The 22,793-nt window shown below is 74.5% G+C and carries 13 protein-coding genes; 10 read left to right on the forward strand and 3 right to left on the reverse strand.

Features of this window, described 5'->3' with window-relative positions; genetic code table 11:
- Positions 1-29 precede the first annotated feature (29 nt).
- The 9 genes from IPO09_21530 to IPO09_21570 all read left to right on the forward strand — a co-directional run bounded on the left by IPO09_21530 (position 30) and on the right by IPO09_21570 (position 11,685).
- A complete protein-coding gene (locus tag IPO09_21530; GenBank protein ID MBK9519854.1) occupies positions 30-575 on the forward strand; it encodes a YqhA family protein in 546 nt (181 codons plus the stop codon).
- A gap of 156 nt (positions 576-731) precedes the next feature.
- Positions 732-1,478, forward strand: coding sequence for a (Fe-S)-binding protein (locus tag IPO09_21535; protein ID MBK9519855.1), 747 nt, complete (start codon positions 732-734; stop codon positions 1,476-1,478).
- Positions 1,475-2,911, forward strand: a complete 1,437-nt coding sequence (locus IPO09_21540) for a lactate utilization protein (protein ID MBK9519856.1) — start codon at positions 1,475-1,477, stop codon at positions 2,909-2,911. The genes IPO09_21535 and IPO09_21540 overlap by 4 nt, the downstream gene beginning before the upstream one ends.
- The gene (locus IPO09_21545) at positions 2,898-3,491 is read left to right on the forward strand and encodes an LUD domain-containing protein (GenBank protein ID MBK9519857.1); all 594 of its coding nucleotides are present in this window, start codon (positions 2,898-2,900) and stop codon (positions 3,489-3,491) included. The genes IPO09_21540 and IPO09_21545 overlap by 14 nt, the downstream gene beginning before the upstream one ends.
- 101 nt (positions 3,492-3,592) lie before the next feature.
- Positions 3,593-4,498: a hypothetical protein gene (locus tag IPO09_21550; protein MBK9519858.1), complete on the forward strand. Its 906-nt coding sequence runs from the start codon at positions 3,593-3,595 to the stop codon at positions 4,496-4,498.
- A gap of 64 nt (positions 4,499-4,562) precedes the next feature.
- A complete protein-coding gene (locus IPO09_21555) occupies positions 4,563-6,209 on the forward strand; it encodes a sensor histidine kinase (protein ID MBK9519859.1) in 1,647 nt (548 codons plus the stop codon).
- Positions 6,206-6,913: a two-component system response regulator BtsR gene (yehT, locus tag IPO09_21560; protein MBK9519860.1), complete on the forward strand. Its 708-nt coding sequence runs from the start codon at positions 6,206-6,208 to the stop codon at positions 6,911-6,913. Before IPO09_21555 ends, yehT begins: the two co-directional genes overlap by 4 nt.
- Before the next feature lie 190 nt (positions 6,914-7,103).
- Complete coding sequence (locus tag IPO09_21565; GenBank protein ID MBK9519861.1) at positions 7,104-9,989, forward strand: FAD-binding oxidoreductase; 2,886 nt, start codon at positions 7,104-7,106, stop codon at positions 9,987-9,989.
- A 31-nt stretch (positions 9,990-10,020) separates the two neighbouring features.
- Positions 10,021-11,685: a lactate permease LctP family transporter gene (locus tag IPO09_21570; protein ID MBK9519862.1), complete on the forward strand. Its 1,665-nt coding sequence runs from the start codon at positions 10,021-10,023 to the stop codon at positions 11,683-11,685.
- 151 nt (positions 11,686-11,836) lie between these two features.
- Here the strand turns inward: IPO09_21570 and IPO09_21575 are convergent, their stop codons facing one another.
- Complete coding sequence (locus tag IPO09_21575; protein ID MBK9519863.1) at positions 11,837-12,442, reverse strand: CGNR zinc finger domain-containing protein; 606 nt, start codon at positions 12,440-12,442, stop codon at positions 11,837-11,839.
- Positions 12,443-12,517: 75 nt separating this feature from the next.
- Here IPO09_21575 and IPO09_21580 point away from each other — a divergent pair, with 75 nt between their 5' ends.
- A complete protein-coding gene (locus IPO09_21580) occupies positions 12,518-13,453 on the forward strand; it encodes an EamA family transporter (protein ID MBK9519864.1) in 936 nt (311 codons plus the stop codon).
- Positions 13,454-13,466: 13 nt separating this feature from the next.
- Here the strand turns inward: IPO09_21580 and IPO09_21585 are convergent, their stop codons facing one another.
- Entirely contained in the window at positions 13,467-14,840 is a 1,374-nt protein-coding gene (locus IPO09_21585; protein ID MBK9519865.1) for a hypothetical protein, read from the reverse strand.
- Between the two features lie 14 nt (positions 14,841-14,854).
- Positions 14,855-22,267, reverse strand: coding sequence for a fibronectin type III domain-containing protein (locus IPO09_21590; protein ID MBK9519866.1), 7,413 nt, complete (start codon positions 22,265-22,267; stop codon positions 14,855-14,857).
- Positions 22,268-22,793 lie beyond the last annotated feature (526 nt).

The following is a 22,793-nucleotide window of genomic DNA, read 5'->3' on the forward strand; positions in this document are numbered from 1 at the left end:
ACCTTCTGGTCCCCCGAGGGAGGGTGCGGATGAAGCAGGTCCTGGATCGCTTCGAGGCGATGCTGTGGAACGTCCGGCTGATGGTGCTGGTGGCGGTGGTCGCCAGCCTGGCCGGCTCGGCGGCCATGCTCTACATGGCCGCGGTGGACACCGTGACCCTGGTGGGCCACGTGCTCCACTACGCCGGCCCGGGGGCCACCCCGGAGGTGCAGGCCGCCATGCGGCTCACCGCCATCACCCACGTGGTGGAGATCGTCGACGGATTCCTGCTGGCCGCCTTCCTGGTGATCTTCGGGCTGGGGCTCTACGAGCTCTTCATCTCCAAGATCGAAGTGGCCCAGGGCACGGCCTTCGCGGAGTCCATCCTCTACGTGCGCTCGCTCGACGACCTGAAGGGCAAGCTGGCGCAGGTGGTGCTCATCATGCTGGTGGTGAAGTTCTTCGAGCACGCGGCCGTCGTGCGGCCGTCCACCCCGTACGAGCTGGTGCTCTCCGCCGGCGCGGTGGCGCTCATCGGGCTGGCCCTCTTCCTGGCCAGCGGCGGCAAGAAGCAGGCGGCGGGCGAGCCGCACTAGGACGCCGGCGGCGACGGCAGGGCCCGCCGGGGGCGCCCGGCCCGCACCGGTCCCCCGCGGCCGGGCGCCGGTCACCGCGGCGCCGCGACCGATCGCCCCCTCCCCCCGGCCGGCCGCTTGCTGCCGCCGGTGCGGCAGGCGCAGAATCCGCGTTCCATGCCGACCGTCGCCCTCTTCGTGCCCTGCTACGTGGATCAGCTCTACCCGCAGGTGGCCGTGGCCACGCTCCGGCTGCTGGAGCGCCACGGCTGCCGGGTGGTCTTCCCCCCCGACCAGACCTGCTGCGGCCAGCCCATGGCCAACGCCGGGCAGGCCGCCGACGCGGCGCCGCTGGCCATCCGCTTCCTCGACACCTTCGCCGGCTACGACCACGTGGTGGCGCCCAGCGGCTCCTGCGTGGCCATGGTGAAGCACCAGTACCCGGGCCTGGCGCCCGACCACCCCAAGCTGGAGGAGGTGCGCAGCCGCACCTTCGAGCTGTGCGAGTACCTGCACGACGTGCTCGGGGTGCGCCGCGTCGAGGGGCGCTTCCCGCACGTGGTGGGGCTGCACCGCAGCTGCCACGGGCAGCGCGAGCTCCGGCTGGCCAGCGGCTCGGAGCGGCAGGTGCCCCCGTTCGACAAGGTGAAGACGCTGCTCTCCTCCCTCACCGGCATCCAGCTGGTGGAGCCGGCGCGCACCGACGAGTGCTGCGGCTTCGGCGGCACCTTCGCCGCCACCGAGGAGGCGGTCTCCTGCCTGATGGGGCGCGACCGGCTCGACGAGCACGCCAAGGCCGGGGCCGAGGTGATCACCGGGGTGGACATGAGCTGCCTGATGCACCTGGACGGCCTGGCGCGCCGCGAGGGGCGCCCGGTGCGCATCCGCCACGTGGCCGAGGTGCTGCTCGGGGAGGCCACATGACCGCGCCCGCCACCACCCCCGCCGCGCCCACCGTCCACCCGGGCGGCCAGCAGTCCGGCCCCTTCCCGGGGCACCCGGCCGCCGCGGCCCGCTTCATCGCCGACGTGGACCGGGCCCACTGGCACGACCAGGCGCTCTGGTTCGTGCGCGTCAAGCGCGACCGGGCGGCGGCCCAGCTGCCGGCCTGGGAGCGGCTCCGCGACCTGGCCCAGGCCATCAAGGCCCACGCCCTCTCCGACCTGGCCCGGTACCTGGAGGAGTTCGAGCGCAACGCCACCGCCCACGGCGCGGTGGTCCACTGGGCCCGCGACGCCGAGGAGCACAACCGCATCGTCCACCAGCTCCTGGCCGAGCGCGGGGTCACCCGGGTGGTCAAGTCGAAGTCGATGCTCACCGAGGAGTGCGGCCTCAACCCGTACCTGGAGGCGCGCGGGCTGGAGGTGGTGGACACCGACCTGGGCGAGCGCATCGTGCAGTTCCGCCACGAGCCGCCCAGCCACATCGTGCTGCCGGCCATCCACATCAAGAAGGAGGAGATCGGCGAGCTCTTCCACGACAAGCTGGGCACCGCGGCCGGCGCCAGCGATCCCAAGTACCTCACCGAGGCGGCCCGCGGCCACCTGCGCGAGAAGTTCCTGGGGGCCCAGGCCGGCCTCACCGGCGTGAACTTCGCGGTGGCCGACACCGGCGCGGTGGTGGTCTGCACCAACGAGGGGAACGCCGACATGGGCACGGCGCTGCCGCCGCTGCACATCGCCTGCATGGGGCTGGAGAAGCTGGTGCCGCGCAGCGAGGACCTGGGCGTCTTCCTGCGCCTGCTGGCCCGCAGCGCCACCGGGCAGCCGGTCACCACCTACGCGACCCACTTCCTCGGCCCCAAGCCGGGCGGCGAGCTGCACATCGTGCTGGTGGACAACGGCCGCAGCGCCCTCTCGGGCCGCGACCCCTTCCGGCGCGCCCTCTCCTGCATCCGCTGCGGCGCCTGCATGAACACCTGCCCGGTGTTCCGCCGGACGGGCGGCTACAGCTACGGCACCACCGTGCCGGGCCCCATCGGCTCGGTGCTCGGGCCCACCCAGGGGCCGGGGGCGCACGCCACCCTGCCCTTCGCCTCCACCCTGTGCGGCTCCTGCGCCGACGTCTGCCCGGTGCGCATCGACCTGCACCACCAGCTGCTGGCCTGGCGCAAGGAGCTGGTGCTGGGCGGGTTCGCCCCGGTGGGCAAGACGCTGGCCCTGCGGCTGACCGCCTGGGTCTTCGCCTCGCCCTGGCGCTTCGCCCTGGCCGGGCGGCTGGCCCGCCTGGCGCTGCGGCTCCTGCCGCGGGGGCTGATGGCCACCCTGTCGGGCGCCTGGGGCAAGCAGCGCGACCTGCCGCCGCCGCCCCCCGAGAGCTTCCGCGACCTCTACCGGAGGACCCATGGCCGCCCGTGACGACATCCTGTCGGCGCTGCGCCGGAACGCCCCGCCCCCGGCGCCACGCCCGGCCCTGGATGGCGTGGCCGCCGTCTTCCCCGACCTGGCGGCCCGCTTCGCCGAGGCGGTGACCGCGGTGGGCGGGACGCTGCTGCGGGTGGCCGACCTGGCCGGCGCCGACGCCGCGCTGCGGGCCCTGCCCATCCACGCCGGGGCCCGGCGCATCGCCTCGCTGGTGCCCGGGGTGGGCGCCGCCACCCTGGACGCCGCCGCGGAGAAGGACCCGCACGCCCTGGCCGACCTGGACCTGGTGGTGCTGCCCGCGGCCCTGGGGGTGGCCGAGAACGGCGCCTGCTGGATCGAGGGGACGGCCCTGCCGCACCACGCGCTGGTGGTCATCCCGGAGCACGTGGCGGTGGTGGTGGACGCGGCCACCCTGGTGCCCGACCTGCACGCCGCCTACGCGGCGCTCGACCTGCCCGGTCGCCCGCGCTGGGGGCTCTTCCTGGCCGGCCCGTCCAAGACCGCCGACATCGAGCAGTCGCTGGTGATCGGGGCCCACGGGGCGCGCAGCGCCACGGTGCTGCTGGTGGGCTAGATCCGCCGCGGGGCCGGCCTCCTGCCGCCCGCCCCGACCGGCGGGCCCGCGGACGCCGCGTGTCGCTGACCGGTCCGCTGGCGCCCTGCTAAGGTGCCCCGATGGCACAGGATCTCGACTTCTGGCGGCTGGCCGCCCGCTTCGTGGAGTTCGTCAACCGGGAGACCGGGCTGGCCCTCATCGTCTGCGACGAGCAGGGCACCATCCGGGAGGCCACGGTCCGGTCCCGCGTCGGCACGCCCCACGCCGGGGCCCAGCGCATCCTGCGCTGCGAGGTGGACGAGGCCTTCGTCACCGCCGAGGAGGCGCAGCGCGATCCCAAGGTCAAGGAGGGCTACAACTGCCCCATCGTGCTCGAGGGGCGGCGCCTCGGCACCTTCGGCATCGCCGGGCCGCTCGAGCTGTCCCGGCCCATGGCGCGGGTGGCGGCCGCGGTGCTCTCCTCCTGGCTGCAGGAGCTGGGGCGCCAGCGCGCCCTGGCCAGCGCCACCGGCCAGGTCATGGAGGCGCTGCAGGCGCTCTCGGCCGAGCTGGGCCAGGCCCAGGCCAGGGCGGCCGAGACCACGGCGCAGGCCCGCGCCGCCTCCGGCACCGCCGGCGACCGGCTGGCCTCGGCCGACGAGGCGCTGCGCGGCGTGCAGGGCATCTCCCAGCAGAGCCGCATGCTGGCCATCAACGCCTCGGTGGAGGCCACCCGCGCCGGCGACAGCGGGCGGGCCTTCGGGGTCATCGCCCGCGAGATGCTGACGCTGGCCGACGACGCGCGCACCGCCTCCAACGCCATCCAGGGCACGCTGAAGGACGTGGGGGGCGCGGTGGGGGCGCTCGACCAGGCCGGCCGCTCCTCGGCCGAGGAGGCGGCCCGGCTGGTGACCACCCTGGGCGCGGTGGTGACGCGGCTGGAGGGGCTGCGCGACGCCGTGGCCCAGCTGGGGGACGGCTCGAAGGACGCCCTGGGCCAGGCCTCCTCCGGGCAGCGGCGCATCGGGTCCTCGCTGCGCGCCTGACCGGCCCCGAGGCCCCGTGCGCCTGCCCCTCCTGCTCTCCCTGCTCCTCTCGCTGGTCGAGGCCATGTCGTTCTTCATGGCCCTCTTCTACGTGCTGTCGAGGACCAAGGCGTTCCAGGCGCGGGCGGACACGCCGCCGGCGCGCACCTGGGTGCTGCGCTGGCTCTTCTTCACCTTCATCACCATCACCGGCTCCTACCTCGGCATCGACCTGCCGGACGGCGTCATCGCCAACACCCGGGCCCTGGGGGCCATCGTCTCGGGGTTCGTGGGCGGCCCGCTGCTGGGGCTGGCGGTGGGCGTCACCGCCGGCTTCCACCGCCTCTCGCTGGGCGGCACCACCGCGGTGGCCGGCGCCGTGGCCACCACCGCCGAGGGGCTGATCGGCGGCCTGATCCACCTGTGGCTGGTGCGACGCGAGGGGCCGGGCCGCCTGCCCGGCTGGCAGCTGGCGGCCGGCGTCACCGCCTGCGCCGAGGTGCTGCACATGGGCTTCGTGCTGGCGCTGTCCCCCCACAACCCGGACCCGTGGGCGGTGGTCAAGACCATCGGCCCCCCCATGATCATGGCCAACGCCATCGGCGCGGCGCTCTTCGCCCTGGTGATGCGCGACCGGCAGCGCGAGCGCGACCAGGTGGCCGCCGACTCCTCGGCCCGGGCGCTGCGGGTGGCGCAGCGCACCCTGGGGCTGCTGGCCCGCGGCTTCGACCCGGCGGTCGCCCCTGAGGTGGCCCGCATCATCCGCGAGGAGACCGGCGCCGGGGCGGTGGTCATCACCGACGCCACCGCGGTGCTGGCCTTCGACGGGCTGGGCGCCGACCACCACCGCGCCCCGGGCCCCATCGTCTCCACCTTCACCCGCCGCGCCATCGACACCGGCGAGGTGGTCTTCGCCGACGGCGTCACGGAGCACTACAACTGCCCCATCTCGGCCGACTGCCCGCTCGACTCGGTGCTGGTCTCGCCGCTGGCCCTGGACGGGGTGGTGGTGGGCACGGTGCAGCTCTTCGAGCCGCGCCACCGCCGCTTCAGCTCGGTCAACCGCTCGCTGGGGGAGGGGCTGGCGGCGCTGCTGTCGTCCCAGCTGGTGGCGGCGCGCTACGAGCAGGCCAAGGGGCTGCTGACCCAGCAGGAGCTCAAGCTCATCCAGGCCCAGGTCAACCCGCACTTCCTCTTCAACGCCCTCAACACGGTGGCGGCGGTGCTGCGGGCCGACCCGGCGCGGGCCCGCGACCTCCTGCTGCACCTGGCCGCCTTCTTCCGCAAGAACCTGAAGCGCCCGGCCGACCTGGCCACCCTGCGCGACGAGCTCGAGCACGTGGGCGCCTACCTGGAGATCGAGAAGGCCCGCTTCGCCGACCGGCTCACCGTGGAGACCGAGATCGACCCCTCGCTGCTGGATCTCAAGCTGCCCGCCTTCACGCTCCAGCCGCTGGTGGAGAACGCCTTCAAGCACGGCTTCGCCAACACCCTGGGACCGGGCACGGCCCGCATCCGCGCCCGGCGCGAGGCCCAGCACGCCCTCATCGAGATCGAGGACGACGCCGGCGCCTACGTGGAGCCGGTGGCCGGCGACGGGCTGGGGCTGCGCAGCGTGGACCGGCGCATCAAGACGCTGCTGGGCCGCGAGTACGGCGTGGCGGTCTCCTGCGTGCCCGGGGTGCTGACCCGGGTGACGGTGCGCGTGCCCGCCCAGGGGGTGACGCCGTGATCCGCGCCCTGGTGGTCGACGACGAGGTCAACGCCCGCGAGGAGCTGGCGGCGCTGCTGCGCGAGACCGGCGCCTTCGAGGTGGTGGGGCTGTGCGCCAACGCGGTGGAGGCCATCCCGGCGGTGCGGCGCGAGCGCCCGGCGGTGCTCTTCCTGGACGTGCAGATGCCGGCCATCTCCGGCTTCGAGCTGCTGGCCATGCTCGACCCCGAGGAGCTGCCGCAGGTGGTCTTCGTCACCGCCCACGACGAGTTCGCGGTGCGGGCCTTCGAGGAGAACGCCGTCGACTACCTGCTCAAGCCGGTGGAGCGGGAGCGGCTGGCGCGCACCCTGGAGCGGCTGCGCCGCGGCCCCTCGACCCGCCCGGCCACCCTGGCGGCGGCCAGCATCCGGCGCATCCCGTGCCAGGGGGCCCGCTCCATCAAGCTGGTGGACCTGGCCGACGTCGAGTCGGTCCGCTCCTCGGAGGCCGGGGTGTACGTGGTGACCGGGGCGGGCGAGCACTTCACCGACCTGACCCTGCGGGTGCTGGAGGATCGGACCGGCCTGTTCCGCTGCCACAAGCAGCACCTGGTGAACGTGGAGCGGGTCGACGAGATCCTGCTCGGCGACGACGAGGGCGCGCAGGTGCGGACGCGGACCGGGCGGCTGGTGCCGGTGAGCCGGAGGTTCCTGGGAGCGCTGAAGGAGCTGCTGGGGGTCTGAGCGGTCGCGGCCGGGGTGCCCCTCTCCGCGCACCCGCCTCGCCTCGACGCGTCGCGTCACCCGGCTTCCCACCCCAATGACCTCGCCGGTCGGGCTGCGCCGAACGCCGGTCGCCGGCATGAGTGCGCCTCTCACCCACTCCGCCGCCTCCCCGCCGTCCGATCATGGCCTACTCCCGCGAGCCCCCGCCATGAGCCTCGACCTCGACGCCCTCCCGCCGCCGTATCGCGCCCTGCACGCCGATCTCGCCGGCGCCTTCCCGGACGGGCGGCTGGTGATCGATCCCCTGCGGCTGCTGGCCCTGGGCACCGACGCCAGCTTCTACCGGCTGACGCCCAAGCTGGCCGTCAAGGTGCGCGACGCGGCCGAGGTGGAGCAGGTGCTGCGCGCCGCGGCGGCCCGGCGGCTGCCCGTCACCTTCCGCGCCGCCGGCACCAGCCTCTCCGGCCAGGCGGTCACCGACTCGGTGCTGGTCATCCTGGCGGGCGGCTTCCGCGACCGCCAGGTGCTCGACGGCGGCGCCCGGGTGCGGCTGGGGCCGGGCGTCATCGGCGCCGAGGCCAACGCCCTGCTGGCCCCCTTCGGCCGCAAGCTGGGGCCGGACCCGGCCTCCATCGGCGCCTGCATGGTGGGAGGCATCGCCGCCAACAACGCCAGCGGCATGTGCTGCGGCACGGCGCAGAACAGCTACCAGACGCTCGAGTCGGCCAAAGTCGTGCTGTGGGACGGCTCCCGCCTCGACACCGGCGACCCGGCCTCGCGCGCCGCCTTCCGCGCCGCCCACCCCGAGATCTGGCAGGGCCTGGCGGACCTGCGCGACGAGGTGCGCGCCGACACCGCCCTGGCCGATCGCATCCGGCGCAAGTACCGGGTCAAGAACACCACCGGCTACGGGCTGAACGCCTTCGTGGACTTCGACGACCCGGCCGACCTGCTGCTGCACCTGCTGGTGGGGTCCGAGGGCACGCTGGCCTTCCTCTCCGAGCTCACCTTCCGCACCGTGGAGGAGCAGGCCCACAAGGCCAGCGCGCTGGTGCTCTACCCGGACGTGGAGCAGGCCGCCCTGGCGGTGCAGCGGCTCGACCGCCAGGTGGTGGCCGCCGCCGAGCTGATGGACCGGGCCTCGCTGCGGGCCGTGGAGGGGAAGCCGGGCATGCCCGGCGGCCTGTCCGAGCTGGGCCCGGAGGCCTGCGCCCTGCTGGTGGAGGTGCGCGCCTCCTCGGCGGCGGCGCTGCCGGCGGCGGTGGACGCCGCGGTGACCCGCCTCTCCGGCGTCCCGACCCTGGGCCCGGTGGTCTTCACGGCCGACAAGGCGGCGGCCGACAAGCTGTGGGACATCCGCAAGGGGCTCTTCCCGGCGGTGGGGGCGGCGCGGCGCATCGGCACCACCGTCATCATCGAGGACGTGGCCTTCCCCATGGAGCACCTGGCGGCCGGCCTGGTCGAGCTGCAGCGGGCCTTCGCCCGCCACGGCTACGCCGAGGGGATCATCTTCGGCCACGCGCTCGACGGGAACCTGCACTTCGTCTTCACCCAGGACTTCGGCGACCCGGCCGAGGTGGCCCGCTACCAGGGCTTCCTCGACGACGTCTGCGCCCTGGTGGCCACCCGCTTCGACGGCTCGCTCAAGGCCGAGCACGGCACCGGCCGCAACATGGCCCCCTTCGTCGAGCTGGAGTGGGGCGCCGCCGCCTACCGGGTGATGCGGCGGGTCAAGGCGCTGCTCGACCCGCACGGCCTGCTCAACCCGGGCGTCGTCATGAACGACGACCCGCAGGCCCACCTGAAGCACCTCAAGCCGCTGCCGCCCGCCGACGAGGTGGTCGACCGCTGCATCGAGTGCGGCTTCTGCGAGCCCAAGTGCCCTTCCCGCGAGCTGACCGCCACGCCGCGCCAGCGCATCACCGTGGCGCGGGAGATGGCGCGCCTGCGGGTGGACGGCGCCGAGCCGGCCAGGCTGGCGCGGCTCGAGGCCGACTACCGCTACTGGGGCGAGGAGACCTGCGCCACCGACGGCCTGTGCGCCACCGCCTGCCCGGTGGGCATCGACACCGGCAGCTACATGAAGAAGCTGCGGGCCGGCGCCCGCGGCGGGCTGGCCCGCTCCATCGCCGGCCTGGCGGCGCACCACCTGGCCGGCACCAGCGCCGGGGCCCGGGTGGGCCTGGCCGCGGCGGCCGGGGCCCGCGCCCTGCTCGGCGACGGCGTGGTGGCGGGCGGCTTCCGCGGCCTGCGGGTCCTCTCCGGCGGGGCCAGCCCGGCCTTCACGCCGGCGCTGCCTGGGCCGGCCCGCGCCGCGCCCTACCTCGACACCAGGCGCGGCCTGGGGCGCCAGGTGGTCTACCTGCCGGCCTGCGTGGCCCGCACCTTCGGCCCGACCCCCGGCGACCCCGAGGCTCGCGCCCTGGCCGACGCGGTCCGCTCGCTGCTCGACAAGGGCGGCTACGACGTGCTCTTCCCGCCCGAGGTCACCAGCCTGTGCTGCGGCCTGGCCTTCGAGTCGAAGGGCTTCCCGGAGCTGGCCGACGAGAAGTCGCGCGAGCTGGAGGCGGCGCTGCTGGAGGTGAGCCGGGGCGGGGCCATCCCCATCCTCTGCGACACCAGCCCGTGCCTGCAGCGCATGCGCAAGAAGCTCGACCCGCGCCTCACCATGCTGGAGCCGGCCGAGTTCATCCACGACCACCTGCTCGACAAGCTCACCTTCCGGCGCGAGGCGGGGCCGGTGGCCCTGCACGTCACCTGCAGCTCCACCAAGCTCGGCCTGGGCGCCAAGCTGGAGGCGGTGGCCCGCCGCTGCGCCGAGCAGGTGGTGGTGCCGCCCGGCGTCGGCTGCTGCGGCTTCGCCGGCGACCGCGGCTTCAGCCACCCGGAGCTCAACGCCAGCGCCCTGGCCGCGCTGAAGGACGGCCTGCCGCCCGGCTGCACCGAGGGCTTCTCCAACAGCCGCACCTGCGAGATCGGCCTGTCGCACCACGCGGCGCGGCCCTACCGCTCCATCGTCTACCTGGTCGACCGGTGCACCACGCCGGCCGCGCCACCGCAGCCCGCCGCACCGCAGCGCCCCGCCGCCCCCTGACGCAGCGCCTCCCTCTCCCCGGAGACCACCGATGAATCCCGCAGCCTGGACACAGAACTACATCCCCGTAGGCAACCTCTTCGTCTCGACGCTGGTCGCCGCCATCCCGGTGGTGGTGCTGCTCGGGGCCCTGGCCTTCTTCCACATGAAGGCCCACCTGGCGGCCCTGCTCAGCCTGGCGCTGGCGCTCCTCATCGCCATCTTCGTCTACCAGATGCCGGCCAGCACGGCCTTCGCCGCGGCCGCCAACGGCGCGGCCTTCGGCCTGCTGCCCATCGGCTGGATCATCCTCAACGCCATCTTCGTCTACGACATCACCGTCAAGACGGGGAAGTTCGAGGTGGTCAAGGAGACCATCGGCGGCCTGGCGGGCGACCGGCGCATCCAGGTGCTGCTCATCGCCTTCGCCTTCGGCGCCTTCATCGAGGGCGCGGCCGGCTTCGGCACCCCGGTGGCCATCTCGGCCGCCATGCTGATCGGCCTCGGCTTCAAGCCGCTGCAGGCCGCCGGCCTGGCCCTGATCGGCAACACCGCGCCGGTGGCCTACGGCGCCCTCGGCACGCCCATCATCACCCTGGCCAAGGTCACCGGCCTCAACGAGCTGGCCCTCTCGGCCATGGCCGGCCGGCAGCTGCCGCTCTTCTCGCTCATCGTGCCCTTCTGGCTGGTCTGGCAGATGTCCGGCTTCCGCGGCATGGTCGAGGTCTGGCCGGCCTGCCTGGTGGCCGGCCTGGCCTTCGCCGTCCCGCAGTTCGTGATGTCCAACTTCCACGGCCCGAACCTGGTCGACATCGTGGCCGCCATCGCCTGCATCGTGGCGCTCTACGGCTTCCTCAAGGTCTGGCAGCCCAAGAACATCTGGCGCTTCCCCGAGGAGCGCGACCTCCCCCAGGTCCAGCACAAGAACCACTCCTTCGGCGCCGCCTTCATGGCCTGGATGCCCTGGATCGTCCTCTCGGTGCTGGTCTTCATCTGGGGCTACGGCCCGGTCAAGATCTGGATGAACACCATGTACGGCGGCGTGTTCGCGCCGTCCTGGGAGGTGCCGTACCTGCACAACCTGGTGATCAAGGCCCCGCCGGTGGCGGCCAAGCTGACCCCCGAGGGGGCCAAGTACACCCTCAACTACCTCTCGGCCACCGGGACCGGCCTCCTGCTCTCCGGCATCATCTCGGGCCTCTGGCTCGGCCTGAAGCCCGGCCCGCTGCTGGCCACCTACTGGGGCACGCTCAAGCGGGTGAAGATGTCCCTCATCACCATCGCCGCCATGCTGGCGCTGGGCTTCACCACCAAGTCCTGCGGCTCCGACTCCACCATGGGCCTGGCGTTCGCCTCCACCGGCTGGCTCTTCCCGTTCTTCTCGCCGCTGCTGGGCTGGCTGGGCGTGGCGCTGACCGGCTCGGACACCTCCTCCAACGTGCTCTTCGGCAACCTGCAGGTGGTGAGCGCCAACGCCATCGGCATGAACCCCATCCTGGCGGCCGCCTCCAACAGCTCCGGCGGCGTGATGGGCAAGATGATCGACGCCCAGTCCATCGTGGTGGCCGGCGTGGCCACCGGCCAGCACGGCAAGGAGGGCGAGATCCTGCGCTACGTCTTCTGGCACTCGCTGGCGCTGGCCTGCCTGGTGGGCGTGGTGGTCTTCCTGCAGGCCTACGTCTTCACCTGGATGGTCCCGGTCGTCCCACTCCCGTGATCGGGGGGTGAGCCGCCGCGGCCCGTGCCACGGCCGCGACGGACCCAGGCCCGGATCGCCCCCTGCCACGGGGCGGTCCGGGCCGTTTTCGTCTCGGGGTCGGGGTCGGGTCCCCTCCTCAGGGCGGAGGGCCAGGCCCGGGCGCAGGGCTTCAGCCGCGCCCGCGGTGCTGCCGGTAGAACTCGCGCGCCTTGGCGCGGTTGCCGCACAGCTTCATGTCGCACCACCGCCGCGAGTGGTTCTTGCTGCGGTCGACGAAGAACTGGCGGCAGTTCTCCGCGTCGCAGCGGCGGATCAGCGCCACGGTCTCGGGGGAGGTGAGGAGCCGCGCCGCGGCCATGACGACGGGACCCAGTAGCGAGGCGGGCCGCTCGGCCGTGACCGGGAGGTCGAAGGCCAGGCCCCCGGCGGCGGCGCGCAGGACGACCGCGGCCTGCGCCTCGGCGAGGAAGCCGTTGAAGCGCCGGAGGTGGACGGTCCTGGGCCGCCGCCGGGCGAGGTGCGCGGTGACGAGCTCGTAGAGGCAGTCCCGCAGCTGCAGCGCGCGCCGGAACACGGCCTGCGCGGTGCGCCGGTCCCCGACCCCCAGCGCGCGCAGCCTGCCCGCCACCTGCGGCCCCGCCACCCCGGCCCGGGCCGCCCAGTCGACGAGCTCCCGCCAGGAGGTCAGCACCTCCTCCGGCGCCCGGCCCGCGTGACGCTCCAGCGTGTTCACGAAGTCCAGGCCCAGATCTCCGGCGGTGAACGCGTACGCCATGGGGGTGCCGCCTCCTTGCTAACCATCATACCGCGTTTGACAGGTTATTCCTCCGGACGTAGCGTCAGAGCCGTCATGGGTGCTCCTGGAGGTACGTGCCTGGCCCCCGCCGCGCCGCCACCGCCCGCGCCGCCCCGTGCCCTGGTGCTCCTGGCCTTCGCGGCCGTCTTCCTGGTCTGGGGCACGACGTTCCTGGCCATCCGCTACGCGGTCGAGACCATCCCGCCGCTCCTCACGGCGGGCGTGCGCCACGGCGTGGCGGGGACCCTGCTCTTCTCGCTGGCCTGGCTGCGCGGCTACCGCCCGCGCCGCACCGACTGGCTCGCGGGCAGCGTGCTCGGCGCGCTCTTCTTCCTGGCCGGACACGGCCTGCTGCACTGGGCCGAGGTGCACATCTCGTCGGGGCTGGCGGCGCTCCTCATCGCCACCGAGCCGCTCATGATCCTGGGGCTCGGCGCTGCGCTTGGCCGCCAGCGCCTCCGCCGGCCCAGCGCCCTCGGCCTCCTGCTCGGCCTGGCCGGCGTCGCGCTGCTCACGCTGCCCGAGCTCGGCGCGGCGCGCCTGGTCGACCGGGCCATCTTCGCCACGCTGCTCAGCTCCTTCGCCTGGTCGCTCGGCGTCGTGGCGGGGCCGCTGCTGAACCTCCCCGAGCACGCCATCGGCCGCGCGGCCGTGGCGACGCTCACGGGCGGCGCCATGCTCCTGCTGCTCGCGGGCCTCACCGGCGAGCTCTCGGCGCTCGACCCCGGCGCGATCTCGCTCCGCTCCGCGCTCGGCCTCGCCTACCTCATCACCTTCGGCTCGGTGATCACCTTCTCGGCCTACACCTGGCTCCTGCAGCGCGTGCCGCCGGCGCTGGTGGCGACCCACACCTTCGTGAACCCGGTGGTCGCCGTCTTGGTCGGCTGGATGTGGGCCGGCGAGCCGCTCGGCGGCCAGCTGGTGCTCGCGACGGCGGCCATCGTGGCGGCGGTGGTGCTGGTGGGGCGGGGGGAGCGCTCGACCTCGTAGGCCGCGCGGTGCCCTAGAACCGCCCCGCCAGCGCGACCCCCAGCCCCTGGCTGGCCGGGGCCAGCGCCAGGCCGTCGGCCGCCTTGGCCCCGTCCACGCCGAACAGGTAGGCGTCGGCCGCCGCGAGGGCCCACACGCCGGCGGCGCCCCACAGGAACCCGTTGCGCACCCCGTAGGCGTCGTTGGCCTGCTGCCTGAGGGCCGCCGCCTCGGCGCCCGGGTCGCCCCCGAGCTGGCCCGGCGTCACCTTGGCCAGGTAGTCGCGCTCCGCCTTGGCGCCCTTCAGGTGGAAGGCCAGCGCCGCCCCCACCGTCCCGAGCGCGGCCGCCCCGAAGACCGCCGCCTTCACCGGCTGGCGGTTGTAGAGCTGCCCCCACCCTGGCACCAGCAGCGACCGGAAGACCGCGTCGGACCGGCTCCGCAGCACCACCGCGTCGGCCGAGAAGGCGATGAGTGACCCGGCCGAGACGGTCTCCGAGGCGGTGGCCAGGGTCTCCGCGGTCTCGGTGGTGACGATGCGGGCGTTCACCAGGAAGCGATCGCCGGCGTCGGCCACGCTGCCCACCACCAGCGCCTGGGCGTCGGCGATCTTGCCCAGCCGCGGCGCGTCCTTGGCGTCCACCAGCCCCATCTCGCCGAGCTTCACCTCCGCCAGGACGGCGCCCAGCCGGGCCCGCTCCACCAGCAGCAGCCCGTGGAACTGCCGCAGGTCGGTGGACAGCTCGGCCGTCACCACCGCCCCCAGCTCCCGCTTGGTGGACTCCGGCCCGACGTCCACGAACGGCAGCACCGCCAGCCGCTGGTAGCGCCCGGCGCCGGGCAGCTTGCCCAGGCCCGCCGAGAGCATGTCGGAGAGGCGGCGGACCACCACGTCCACCGACTCGGAGCGGGCCAGGGCCGCCCCGGGGCGGCCGGAGTCCAGCTTGGCCGTCTCGCTGGCCAGCACGTTGCCCGCCGGCAGGGCCACCACCCGCACCTGCACCCGCACCGGGCCGTCGCCGCCGCCCGAGGCCTCGGTGACCACCACCGCCTGCACCTCCGGCAGCGGCGGCAGCGCCAGGCCGCCCCCCAGCAGGGCCGCCAGGGTCTTCTCGCGCTGGGCCTGATCGAGCAGCGCCCAGTCTCGCACCTTGACGCGGCCGCCGCGCACCAGCTCGGCCGAGAGCGCCTCGGTGAAGGCCCGCCCCGCCCCGGCCTGCTGCGCCGTGGGGGTCTCCCGCGCCGGCGACACCGCCAGCGTCCCGGGCGCGCTGGTCCCCCGCCTGGCGAGCGCCTCCACCAGCGCCCCCGCCACCCGCCTGGCCGCCGCCGCCGTCTCCTCGGCCCTGGCCCCCGGCGCCCAGCCCAGCAGCGCCGCCACCACCGCCACCCTCGTCATGGTCCGCATGGCCGTGTCCCCTCTCACCGCAGGTCGAAGACGCGGTAGACCCCGCCCACCATCGAGGCGAACGGGCCGTCGAGGCGCAGCGTGATCGGCCCGCCGCGGAACGGGTCGGCCAGGTTGACGCCGCCCACCGGCGTCGGCGGCAAGCCGTCGCGCCAGTACGGCGCCAGGTTGAAGGAGGCGAGGCCGAGGTTGGAGGCCACGTAGAGCACGTCGCCCGCCACCACCGGCGCCTGCGCCGGCGCCGTCACCGTGAGCCGCGCGACGTTGAGCGCGCCGGTGTCGCCGCCGCTCAGGGTGCCGTCGCGGTCCACCGAGGAGAGCCGGTGGACGCCCACCTGGTACTGGGGCACCTGGTAGATGGGGTCGTACAGCGTGTAGAAGAGCGTCCGCCCGACCACCGCCACGCCGGTGATGCCCCCCTCCACGCCGATCTGCAGGGTGGTCCTGGCGGAGACCGTGCCGGAGGCCTGCACCGTCGAGACGTCCCAGACCCGCACCTCGTTGAGCTCCGGGCTCCCCTGGGCCATGCCGGCGTAGAGCCGGTCCCGCGAGAGGGTCAGCGAGGCGATCTGGTAGTTGAGCGGGAGCGCGACGGTGGTGGCCCGCAGGGTCATGGCCACCGGGTTGCGGATGTCGATCACGTCCACCTGGCCGGCCGAGCCGTTGCGCGCCACGTAGAGGTACTCGCCGTCGCTGACCACCGCGGCCGGCTCGGCCGTCCCGGTGAAGGTGTAGCGGCCGAGGTAGGTCCAGGGCGCCGTCCCCGGGTCGAAGGCGTCCACGGTGGGCGCTCCGGCCACCCGGCGGGTCACCGCGAAGATCAGCCCGTCCGACTCGACCAGGAAGGAGACCGAGCGGAGGACGTCCAGGCCGGCGGCCTGGTTGGGCAGGTTGAGCTGGATGTTGGTGGAGGCGTAGAAGGGCGCCGCCAGCGTCCCCTCGGCCAGGCTCTGCTCGTTGGCGCTGTACAGGCGGGAGTTGTCGGTGAAGCCGGCCCCGGGGATGGTGGGGCCGGCGATCCGCGCCAGCATGCCGTCGGAGGCCAGCGCCGCGCCCTGGAAGCCCCAGGAGGCGGCGATGTCGTGGCTCTTGAGCAGGCGGCCGCCCTCCGCCGAGACCGGCGTGAAGAAGGTGATGCCGTTGCGCCCGCAGGAGGCGGCGTAGCGCCCGTCCACGTGCGTCAGCGAGCCGCGCTCCCCGCCCTGCGGCGCCGAGCAGGCCGAGTAGCGGATGGTCCCGTCCACGCCGCCCGCCGCGCGCCCGACGAAGGAGGGCCCGCTGGGGTCGCCGTAGGCCCCCAGCCCGACCAGGTAGCCGTCCTGCAGCAGGGTCGGCCCGGACAGCGGGTAGATGGCCGGACCGGTCAGGAAGGGCGACGAGGGCGTGGAGACGATGAAGAGGTAGGCCCCGTCCTGCGTCCCGGCCACCGCGTAGTCGCCCTCCACCGTGACGTTGCTGCCGGCGCCGCCGCTCCAGCTCGCCGCGCCCAGCAGCGACAGGGTGGCGCCGTTGAAGTCGTAGGTGCGCAGCTCGGACGCCCCGGTGACCGCGTAGATGACCGCGTGCGCCACCGGGCTGACCCCCACCGCGCCCGCCACCGAGTTGTCGTAGCGCGCCGCGATGGCGTTGATGGTGACCCCGGGGGCCAGGGTGTTGAGCAGCGTCATGGAGGGCGTGGCCGCCCCGACGTTGCTCACGTCGTAGGCCCGCAGGCCGCTGGCCGAGACGGTGAAGAGCCAGCGCCCCACCACCGCCGCGTCGCTGACGCTGTTGTCGCCCGTGAAGGTCCGGTAGGTGAGCGAGCCGTTGCCGTTGATGCGGAAGACGTCCAGGCCGGTCGAGCCGCCCAGGGCGTAGAGGAAGCGGCCGTGGACCACCACCTTGGTGTAGTTGGCGATCCAGCCCGGGGTGACGGAGGAGATCACGTTGGGCGTGTAGGGGTTGGAGGCGTCCACCGTGTGGATGGAGCGGCCCGCCGCCACGAAGAGGAACCGATCGCTCTCGGCGAAGGCCTCCGGCGGCAGCTCCAGGAAGGAGGCGGCCAGGTGGGCGATGGCGGTGCCGGTGACCGTGTACCGCTCCAGGGCGCGGTTCATGCCGGCCACCTCCACCGCCCAGAGCCGCTCCTGGCCCAGGTGGTTCAGCCCGGCGTGGGCCGCCACCGCGTCGGACATGCCGAGCCAGCTGAACTGGCTCAGGAAGACCAGGCCGCCGTCGTCGAGCACCTGGAAGACCTCGGGCGAGCCCATGCCGCCGCTCACGAAGACGTACAGGTTCTGGTTGATCCCGCCGGCCGTCGCCACCGGCCCGGTGCCGTCGGACCCGGCGCCGCTCGGCAGCGTGAGCGTGTCCTGTGGACCGGCGAAGCCCGGCGAGTACCAGGAGAGCACGGTCTGGTCGGAGATCGAGGACACGTAGGAGAGGAAGATGCCGTTGTGGAAGGCGGGCACGAAGTCCTGCACCGAGGCGCCGAAGGCGATGTCGCCGATGGGCACGCCGGCGTCGTCGAGGAGCGGCCCGTGGCGGGTCTCGGTGATGCCCCCGGCCAGCACGGTGGTGAGATCGAAGGTCCACAGGTTGGGCGCCGTGTCGTCGCGCGGATCGACGCGGGCGAAGGCGTGGACCTGGCCGAAGGCCAGCGTGGCGGCGTAGACCTTCAGCACCGAGGCGGAGAAGTCGCGGCGCGCCACCTGGCGGAGGAAGGCCAGCTGCCCGGCCTTGAAGGTGAAGGCCCGCAGCCCCTTCCGGTCGACGGTGACCACCACCGGCTCGCCGGCGAAGGTCCCGACCAGCACGTGGGTGGGCTGGACCGGCAGGAGGCCCTCGATGGTGCCCACCGTCGGCGAGGCGGAGGAGCCGGTGGTCTTGAAAAAGACGATGGGCGTTGAGGCGCGGTAGTTCTCGCCGTCGCCGCGGAAGTCGCCCTCGGCGGTGGTGCCGGTGGGCAGCACGCAGTGGCCGGTCACGCCGCCCCGGGAGCAGGTGATGATGGCCAGCGAGTGGTCCTCGTCGGGCACCAGGTCGGGCAGGTAGGCGCGCCCCACCACCACCGGCACCCCGCCGTCGCCGGTCACGTCGAGCTGCACGATGCCCTGGTTCTGGGCCAGGTAGAGGAAGGTCCGGGCGCCGGAGACGGCCGAGCCGGAGGCGCGGGGCTGCCCGCCGAAGGTGGAGAGCACGCGCGGGTTGGCCTTGTTGGGGACGGCCAGGCGCTGGCCGCCCGGCCCGCTGCTGTTGCCCGCCGAGTCGACCGCCTCGATGGCCACGTAGTAGGGCAGGCCGGGCACCAGGTTGGTGAGGGTGAAGGCGGGGGCCACCTGTCCGGCCACCGCGGTCACCATCACCGGCGACGGCCCCTGGGCCGCCCCGGTGCCGGCGTAGTCGGCCACCGCGTTGCCGTAGTAGACGAGGAAGCTCGCCACGTCGGTGTCGGCGGTGGCGTCCCAGGTGACGGTCACGCTGTCCCGCGAGGCGCGCAGGTCGGTGATGAAGGGCGGGAACGGCGCCACGTCGTCGTGGATGATCTGGACGAAGGAGCCCGGGCTGTAGTTGTAGGCCAGGTCGCGGGCCCGCACGCCGAGCGTCGACTGGGCGTTGGCGGCCAGCGCGTAGGCGCGGGGCAGCGCGGTGGTGGCGGAGCAGTCGGTCCAGAGGGCCCCGTAGCTGGCGCCGGTGCCGCCGGTGCACTGGTACTGGACCGTGGTGACGTCGGTCGAGGCCGTGATGATGGGCACCCCGCTGGTCGGCGCCGAGAGCGTGTTCTGGCGCTGCGAGAAGAGGTTGACGAAGGCGGGGTTGGTGGGCGGCGTGGTGTCGAGCGTGATGCCGGCCGCCGCCGCGGTGAGGGCGGAGAAGTTGCCGGCCGCGTCGCGGAAGAGCACGCAGGCCCGCTTGGCGCCGTCGGAGCCGGTCAGCACCAGCGTGGCCGTGCGCGAGACCGGCTGCCACAGGGGAGAGGCGAAGGAGGCCGCGCAGGAGGTGAGGGCCGTGGCCGCCTGGGCGATCGCCATCTCGACCTCGTCGGCGCCGGGCGGCGTGATGGACAAGGTCACCGCCGGGGTGGCCGTGAGGGAGTTGCTGGTGGTCCCGTTGCCGAGCGTGCCGGTGACGGCGAGCGTCCCGAAGTCGGGCGCGGTCCGGTCGAAGCGGATCGAGTCGGTGGCCGCGCCGCCCTCCACGCCGCCCAGGTTGCGGAAGGAGACGGTGACCGCCCGGGTGGCCTGGTCGGGGGTGGCCCCCAGGTCCACCGTGGTGGAGGTGGCGTAGGGGATCCAGCCGGTGACGGCCACGCCGTTCACCGAGAGGCGCATGGTGGCCGCGCCGCTGGAGGAGATGGCCGCCGGCACCACCTGCAGGGCCGTGGCGGCGGCGCCCGAGGCCAGCACGATGGAGCCGCCGCTGGGCGGGGTGGCCAGCAGCTGGATGATGGCGCTGGCGGTGGCGCTGGGGTTGCCGGCGCCGTCGCGGAACTGGGCGTAGACGGTCTTGGTGCCGTCACCGGTGGGGAGCACCCACTGCAGGCTGGTGGTGTAGGGCTGCCAGCTGGCGCCCGAGAAGCCCACGTCGTTGGCGACCCGCACCTGCAGGTTGGCCTTGGCGGCCCCCTCGTTGACGTCGCTGGCCGAGAGCGTGGCGGTCACCACCGGCGTGCCGGTGTAGCCGCCCGCCGCCTCGGTGTTGCCCAGCAGGGCGATGGTGGGCAGGCTGGGGCCGGTGGCGTCGAGGATCACGCCGTCGGTGGCGACGGCGGAGACGTTGCCCGCCTTGTCGCGGAAGCGGGTGTGCACGGTCTTGGCGCCGTCGCCGGCCGCCAGTGTCCAGGCCACCGTGTCGGCGATGGCGAAGGTGGCGGAGCCGGTGAAGGCGGCGACGTTGGCCACCTCCACGCTGGCCAGCCCGGAGGCCACCGTGCCGGTGGCCGGGCCGTCCTGCGCCGAGACCGAGAGGGCCACCGCCGTGGTGGCGGACCAGGCGGCGCCACCGGCCACCAGGACGAGCGGAGCGCTGGGCGGGGTGCGGTCCATCACGATGGTGGCCAGGGCGTCGCCGCCGTCCACGCCGCCGGCGTTGCGGTAGACCACCGAGACGGTGCGGGTGGACTCGTCGGGCGCCAGCCCCAGGTCCACCAGGGCGGCGGCCGCGTAGGCCACGAAGTCGGCCCCCTGGGCCACGCCGTTGACGTAGAGCCGCATGCGCGTGGCGCCGGTGGCGCCCAGCGTGGCGGTGACGGTCTGCTGGTTGGTGGCGGGGGCGCCGCCGGCCAGCGCGATGGTGCCGGCCGAGGGCGGGGTCTCGGCCAGCGTGATGGGGGCGCTCACCGCCAGGCTCACGTTGCCCACCGCGTCCCGGAACTGCGCGAAGACCGACTTGGCCCCGTCGCCGATGGGCAGCACCCAGGGGAGCGAGGTGGTGTAGGGCTGCCAGCTGGCGCCCGCGAAGCCCGGGTCGTTGGAGACGCGCACCTGCAGGTTGGCCTTGGCGACCCCCTCGTTGACGTCGCTGGCCGAGAGCGTGGCGGTCACCACCGGCGTGCCGGTGTAGCCGGCCTGGGCGCTGGCGTTGCCGGCCAGCCCGATGGCGGGCACGGTGGGCCCGGCCGTGTCGAGCACCGCGGCGTCGCTGGCGACGGCCGAGACGTTGCCCGCCTTGTCGGTGAAGCGCACCCAGGTGGTGCGGCTCCCGTCGGCGCCGGCGGCCAGGGTCCAGGCCACCGAGGTGGCGTAGGGGAAGGTGGTGGCGCCGGTGAAGGCGGCGTTGTTGGCCACCTCCACGCTGGCCAGGCCCGAGGCCAGCGTGCCGGTGGTGGGGCCGTCGGAGGCCGAGAGCGTGAGCGTCACCGCGGTGCCGCCGGTGAACTCCGCGCCGCCGGCCACCTGCACCGCGGGCGAGACCGGCGCCGCCCGGTCGACCACGATGGAGGTCAGCACCGCGCCGCCCTCCACGCCGCCGAAGTTGCGGAAGACCACCGAGACGATGCGCGAGGACTCGTCGGGCGTGCTCCCCAGGGCCACGGTCGCGCCGGCGGCGTAGGGCTGCCAGCCGCCGGGCTGGGCCGCCCCGTTCACGTAGACCTGCATCTGGGCCGCGCCGACCGCGGAGATGACGGCCGGCACCGAGAGCTGGTTGGTGGCGGCGGCCCCGCCGGCCACCGCGATGGCGCCGCCGGTGGGCGGCGTGGCGTCGAGCGTGACGCCGGCGTTGACGACGGTGGAGAGGTTGCCGGCGGCGTCGCGGAACTGGGCGTAGACCGTCTTGAGGCCGTCGCCGATGGGGAGCAGCCAGGGCAGCGCGGCCGTGTACGGCTGCCAGCTCGCCCCGGCGAACCCGGAGTCGTTGGAGAGCCGCACCTGGAGGTTGGCCCTCCCGGCGCCCTCGTTGGCGTCGGTGGCCGAGAGGGTGGCGGTGACCACCGCGGTCCCGGTGTAGCCGGCCTGGGCCTCCGGGTTGCCCCCCAGGGCCAGGGTGGGCCCGGCGGGGCCGGTCTGGTCGTAGGTGATGCTGGTCGAGGCCGGGTCGGAGACGTTGCCGGCCCGGTCGCGGAAGCGGACCCAGACGGTGCGGGCGCCCTCGGCGCCGGCCGCCAGGGTCCAGGTGAGCGCGTCGGTGGCGGCGAAGGTGGTGGCGGCGGTGAAGGCCGCGTTGTTGGCCACCTCGACGGAGGCCAGCCCGGAGGCGGTGCCGCCCGGCGCCGGCCCGTCGCTGGCCGACAGGGCCAGGGCCACGCTGGTGGTGGCCGTGAAGGCGGCGCCGCCGGCGATGACCACCGCGGCCGCGGTCGGCCTGGCCTGGTCGAGCAGGATGGTGGCCGAGGCGCCGCCACCCTCCACGCCGCCGGCGTTGCGGAAGGCCACCGCCACCGTGCGGGTCGCCTCGTCCGGCGTGGCCCCGAGGACCACGCTGGCGGAGGCCGCGTAGGTCACCCAGGCGGTGGCCACGCCGTCGACCAGGAAGCGCATCTGGCTGGCGCCCGTGGCGCTCACCGCCGCGGTGACCGTGGCCAGGTTGGTGACCGTCGCCCCGCCGGCCAGGGCGATGCTGCCGCCCGAGGGCGGCGCGGCCGCCAGCGTGATGGTGGTGTTCACGATGGCCGAGGCGTTCCCGGCGGCGTCCCTGAACTGCGCGTAGACCGTCTTCAGCCCGTCCACCCCCGGCAGCGCCCAGGAGAGCGTGGTGGCGTAGGGCTGCCAGCTCGAGCCCGAGAAGGCCAGGTCGTTGCCGAGCCGGACCTGCAGGTTCGCCTTGAGGGCCCCCTCGTTGAGGTCGGTGGCCGAGAGCGTGGCGGTCACCACCGGCGTGCCGGTGTAGCCCGCCTGCGCCCCGGCGTTGCCGGCCAGCGTGATGGTCGGCGTGGCCGGCCCGGTCGCGTCCAGCGTGATGGCGTCGGAGGTCGCCGCCGAGGTGTTGCCCGCCCGGTCCCTGAACCGCACGTGGACCGTGCGCGCCCCGTCGGCGCCCGCCGCCAGCGTCCAGGGGATGGAGGTGGCGTAGGGGAGGCCGTCAGCGCCGCGAAGCCCGCGTCGTTCGAGACCTCCACCGTGGCCAGGCCGGAGGCGGCCGACCCGGTGACCGGCCCGTCGGAGGCGGCCACCGTGAGCGTCACCGCGGTCGACCCGGCGTAGGTCGCCCCACCGCCCACCACCACGCTCCCGCCGGTCGGGGCGGTCCGGTCCACCAGGATGGTGGTCGAGGCGCCGCCGCCCTCCACGCCGCCGGCGTTGCGGAAGGCCACCGCCACCGTGCGGGTGGCCTCGTCCGGCGCGGCCCCGAGGGCCACGCTGGCGGAGGCGGCGTAGGTCACCCAGGCGGTGGCCACGCCGTCGACCAGGAAGCGCATCTGGCTGGCGCCCGTGGCGCTCACCGCCGCGGTGACCGTGGCCAGGTTGGTGACCGTCGCCCCGCCGGCCAGGGCGATGCTGCCGCCCGAGGGCGGCGCGGCCGCCAGCGTGATGGTGG

Origin of the sequence: Anaeromyxobacter sp., from assembly GCA_016718565.1 — a bacterium.
Classification (GTDB): Bacteria; Myxococcota; Myxococcia; order Myxococcales; family Anaeromyxobacteraceae; genus JADKCZ01.

Coding starts and splice junctions, on each gene's coding strand:
- IPO09_21530 (MBK9519854.1), top strand. CDS start 30: ATGAAGCAGGTCCTGGATCGCTTCGAGGCGATGCTGTGGAACGTCCGG.
- IPO09_21535 (MBK9519855.1), top strand. CDS start 732: ATGCCGACCGTCGCCCTCTTCGTGCCCTGCTACGTGGATCAGCTCTAC.
- IPO09_21540 (MBK9519856.1), top strand. CDS start 1,475: ATGACCGCGCCCGCCACCACCCCCGCCGCGCCCACCGTCCACCCGGGC.
- IPO09_21545 (MBK9519857.1), top strand. CDS start 2,898: ATGGCCGCCCGTGACGACATCCTGTCGGCGCTGCGCCGGAACGCCCCG.
- IPO09_21550 (MBK9519858.1), top strand. CDS start 3,593: ATGGCACAGGATCTCGACTTCTGGCGGCTGGCCGCCCGCTTCGTGGAG.
- IPO09_21555 (MBK9519859.1), top strand. CDS start 4,563: ATGTCGTTCTTCATGGCCCTCTTCTACGTGCTGTCGAGGACCAAGGCG.
- IPO09_21565 (MBK9519861.1), top strand. CDS start 7,104: ATGAGCCTCGACCTCGACGCCCTCCCGCCGCCGTATCGCGCCCTGCAC.
- IPO09_21570 (MBK9519862.1), top strand. CDS start 10,021: ATGAATCCCGCAGCCTGGACACAGAACTACATCCCCGTAGGCAACCTC.
- IPO09_21575 (MBK9519863.1), bottom strand. CDS start 12,442: ATGGCGTACGCGTTCACCGCCGGAGATCTGGGCCTGGACTTCGTGAAC.
- IPO09_21580 (MBK9519864.1), top strand. CDS start 12,518: ATGGGTGCTCCTGGAGGTACGTGCCTGGCCCCCGCCGCGCCGCCACCG.
- IPO09_21585 (MBK9519865.1), bottom strand. CDS start 14,840: ATGCGGACCATGACGAGGGTGGCGGTGGTGGCGGCGCTGCTGGGCTGG.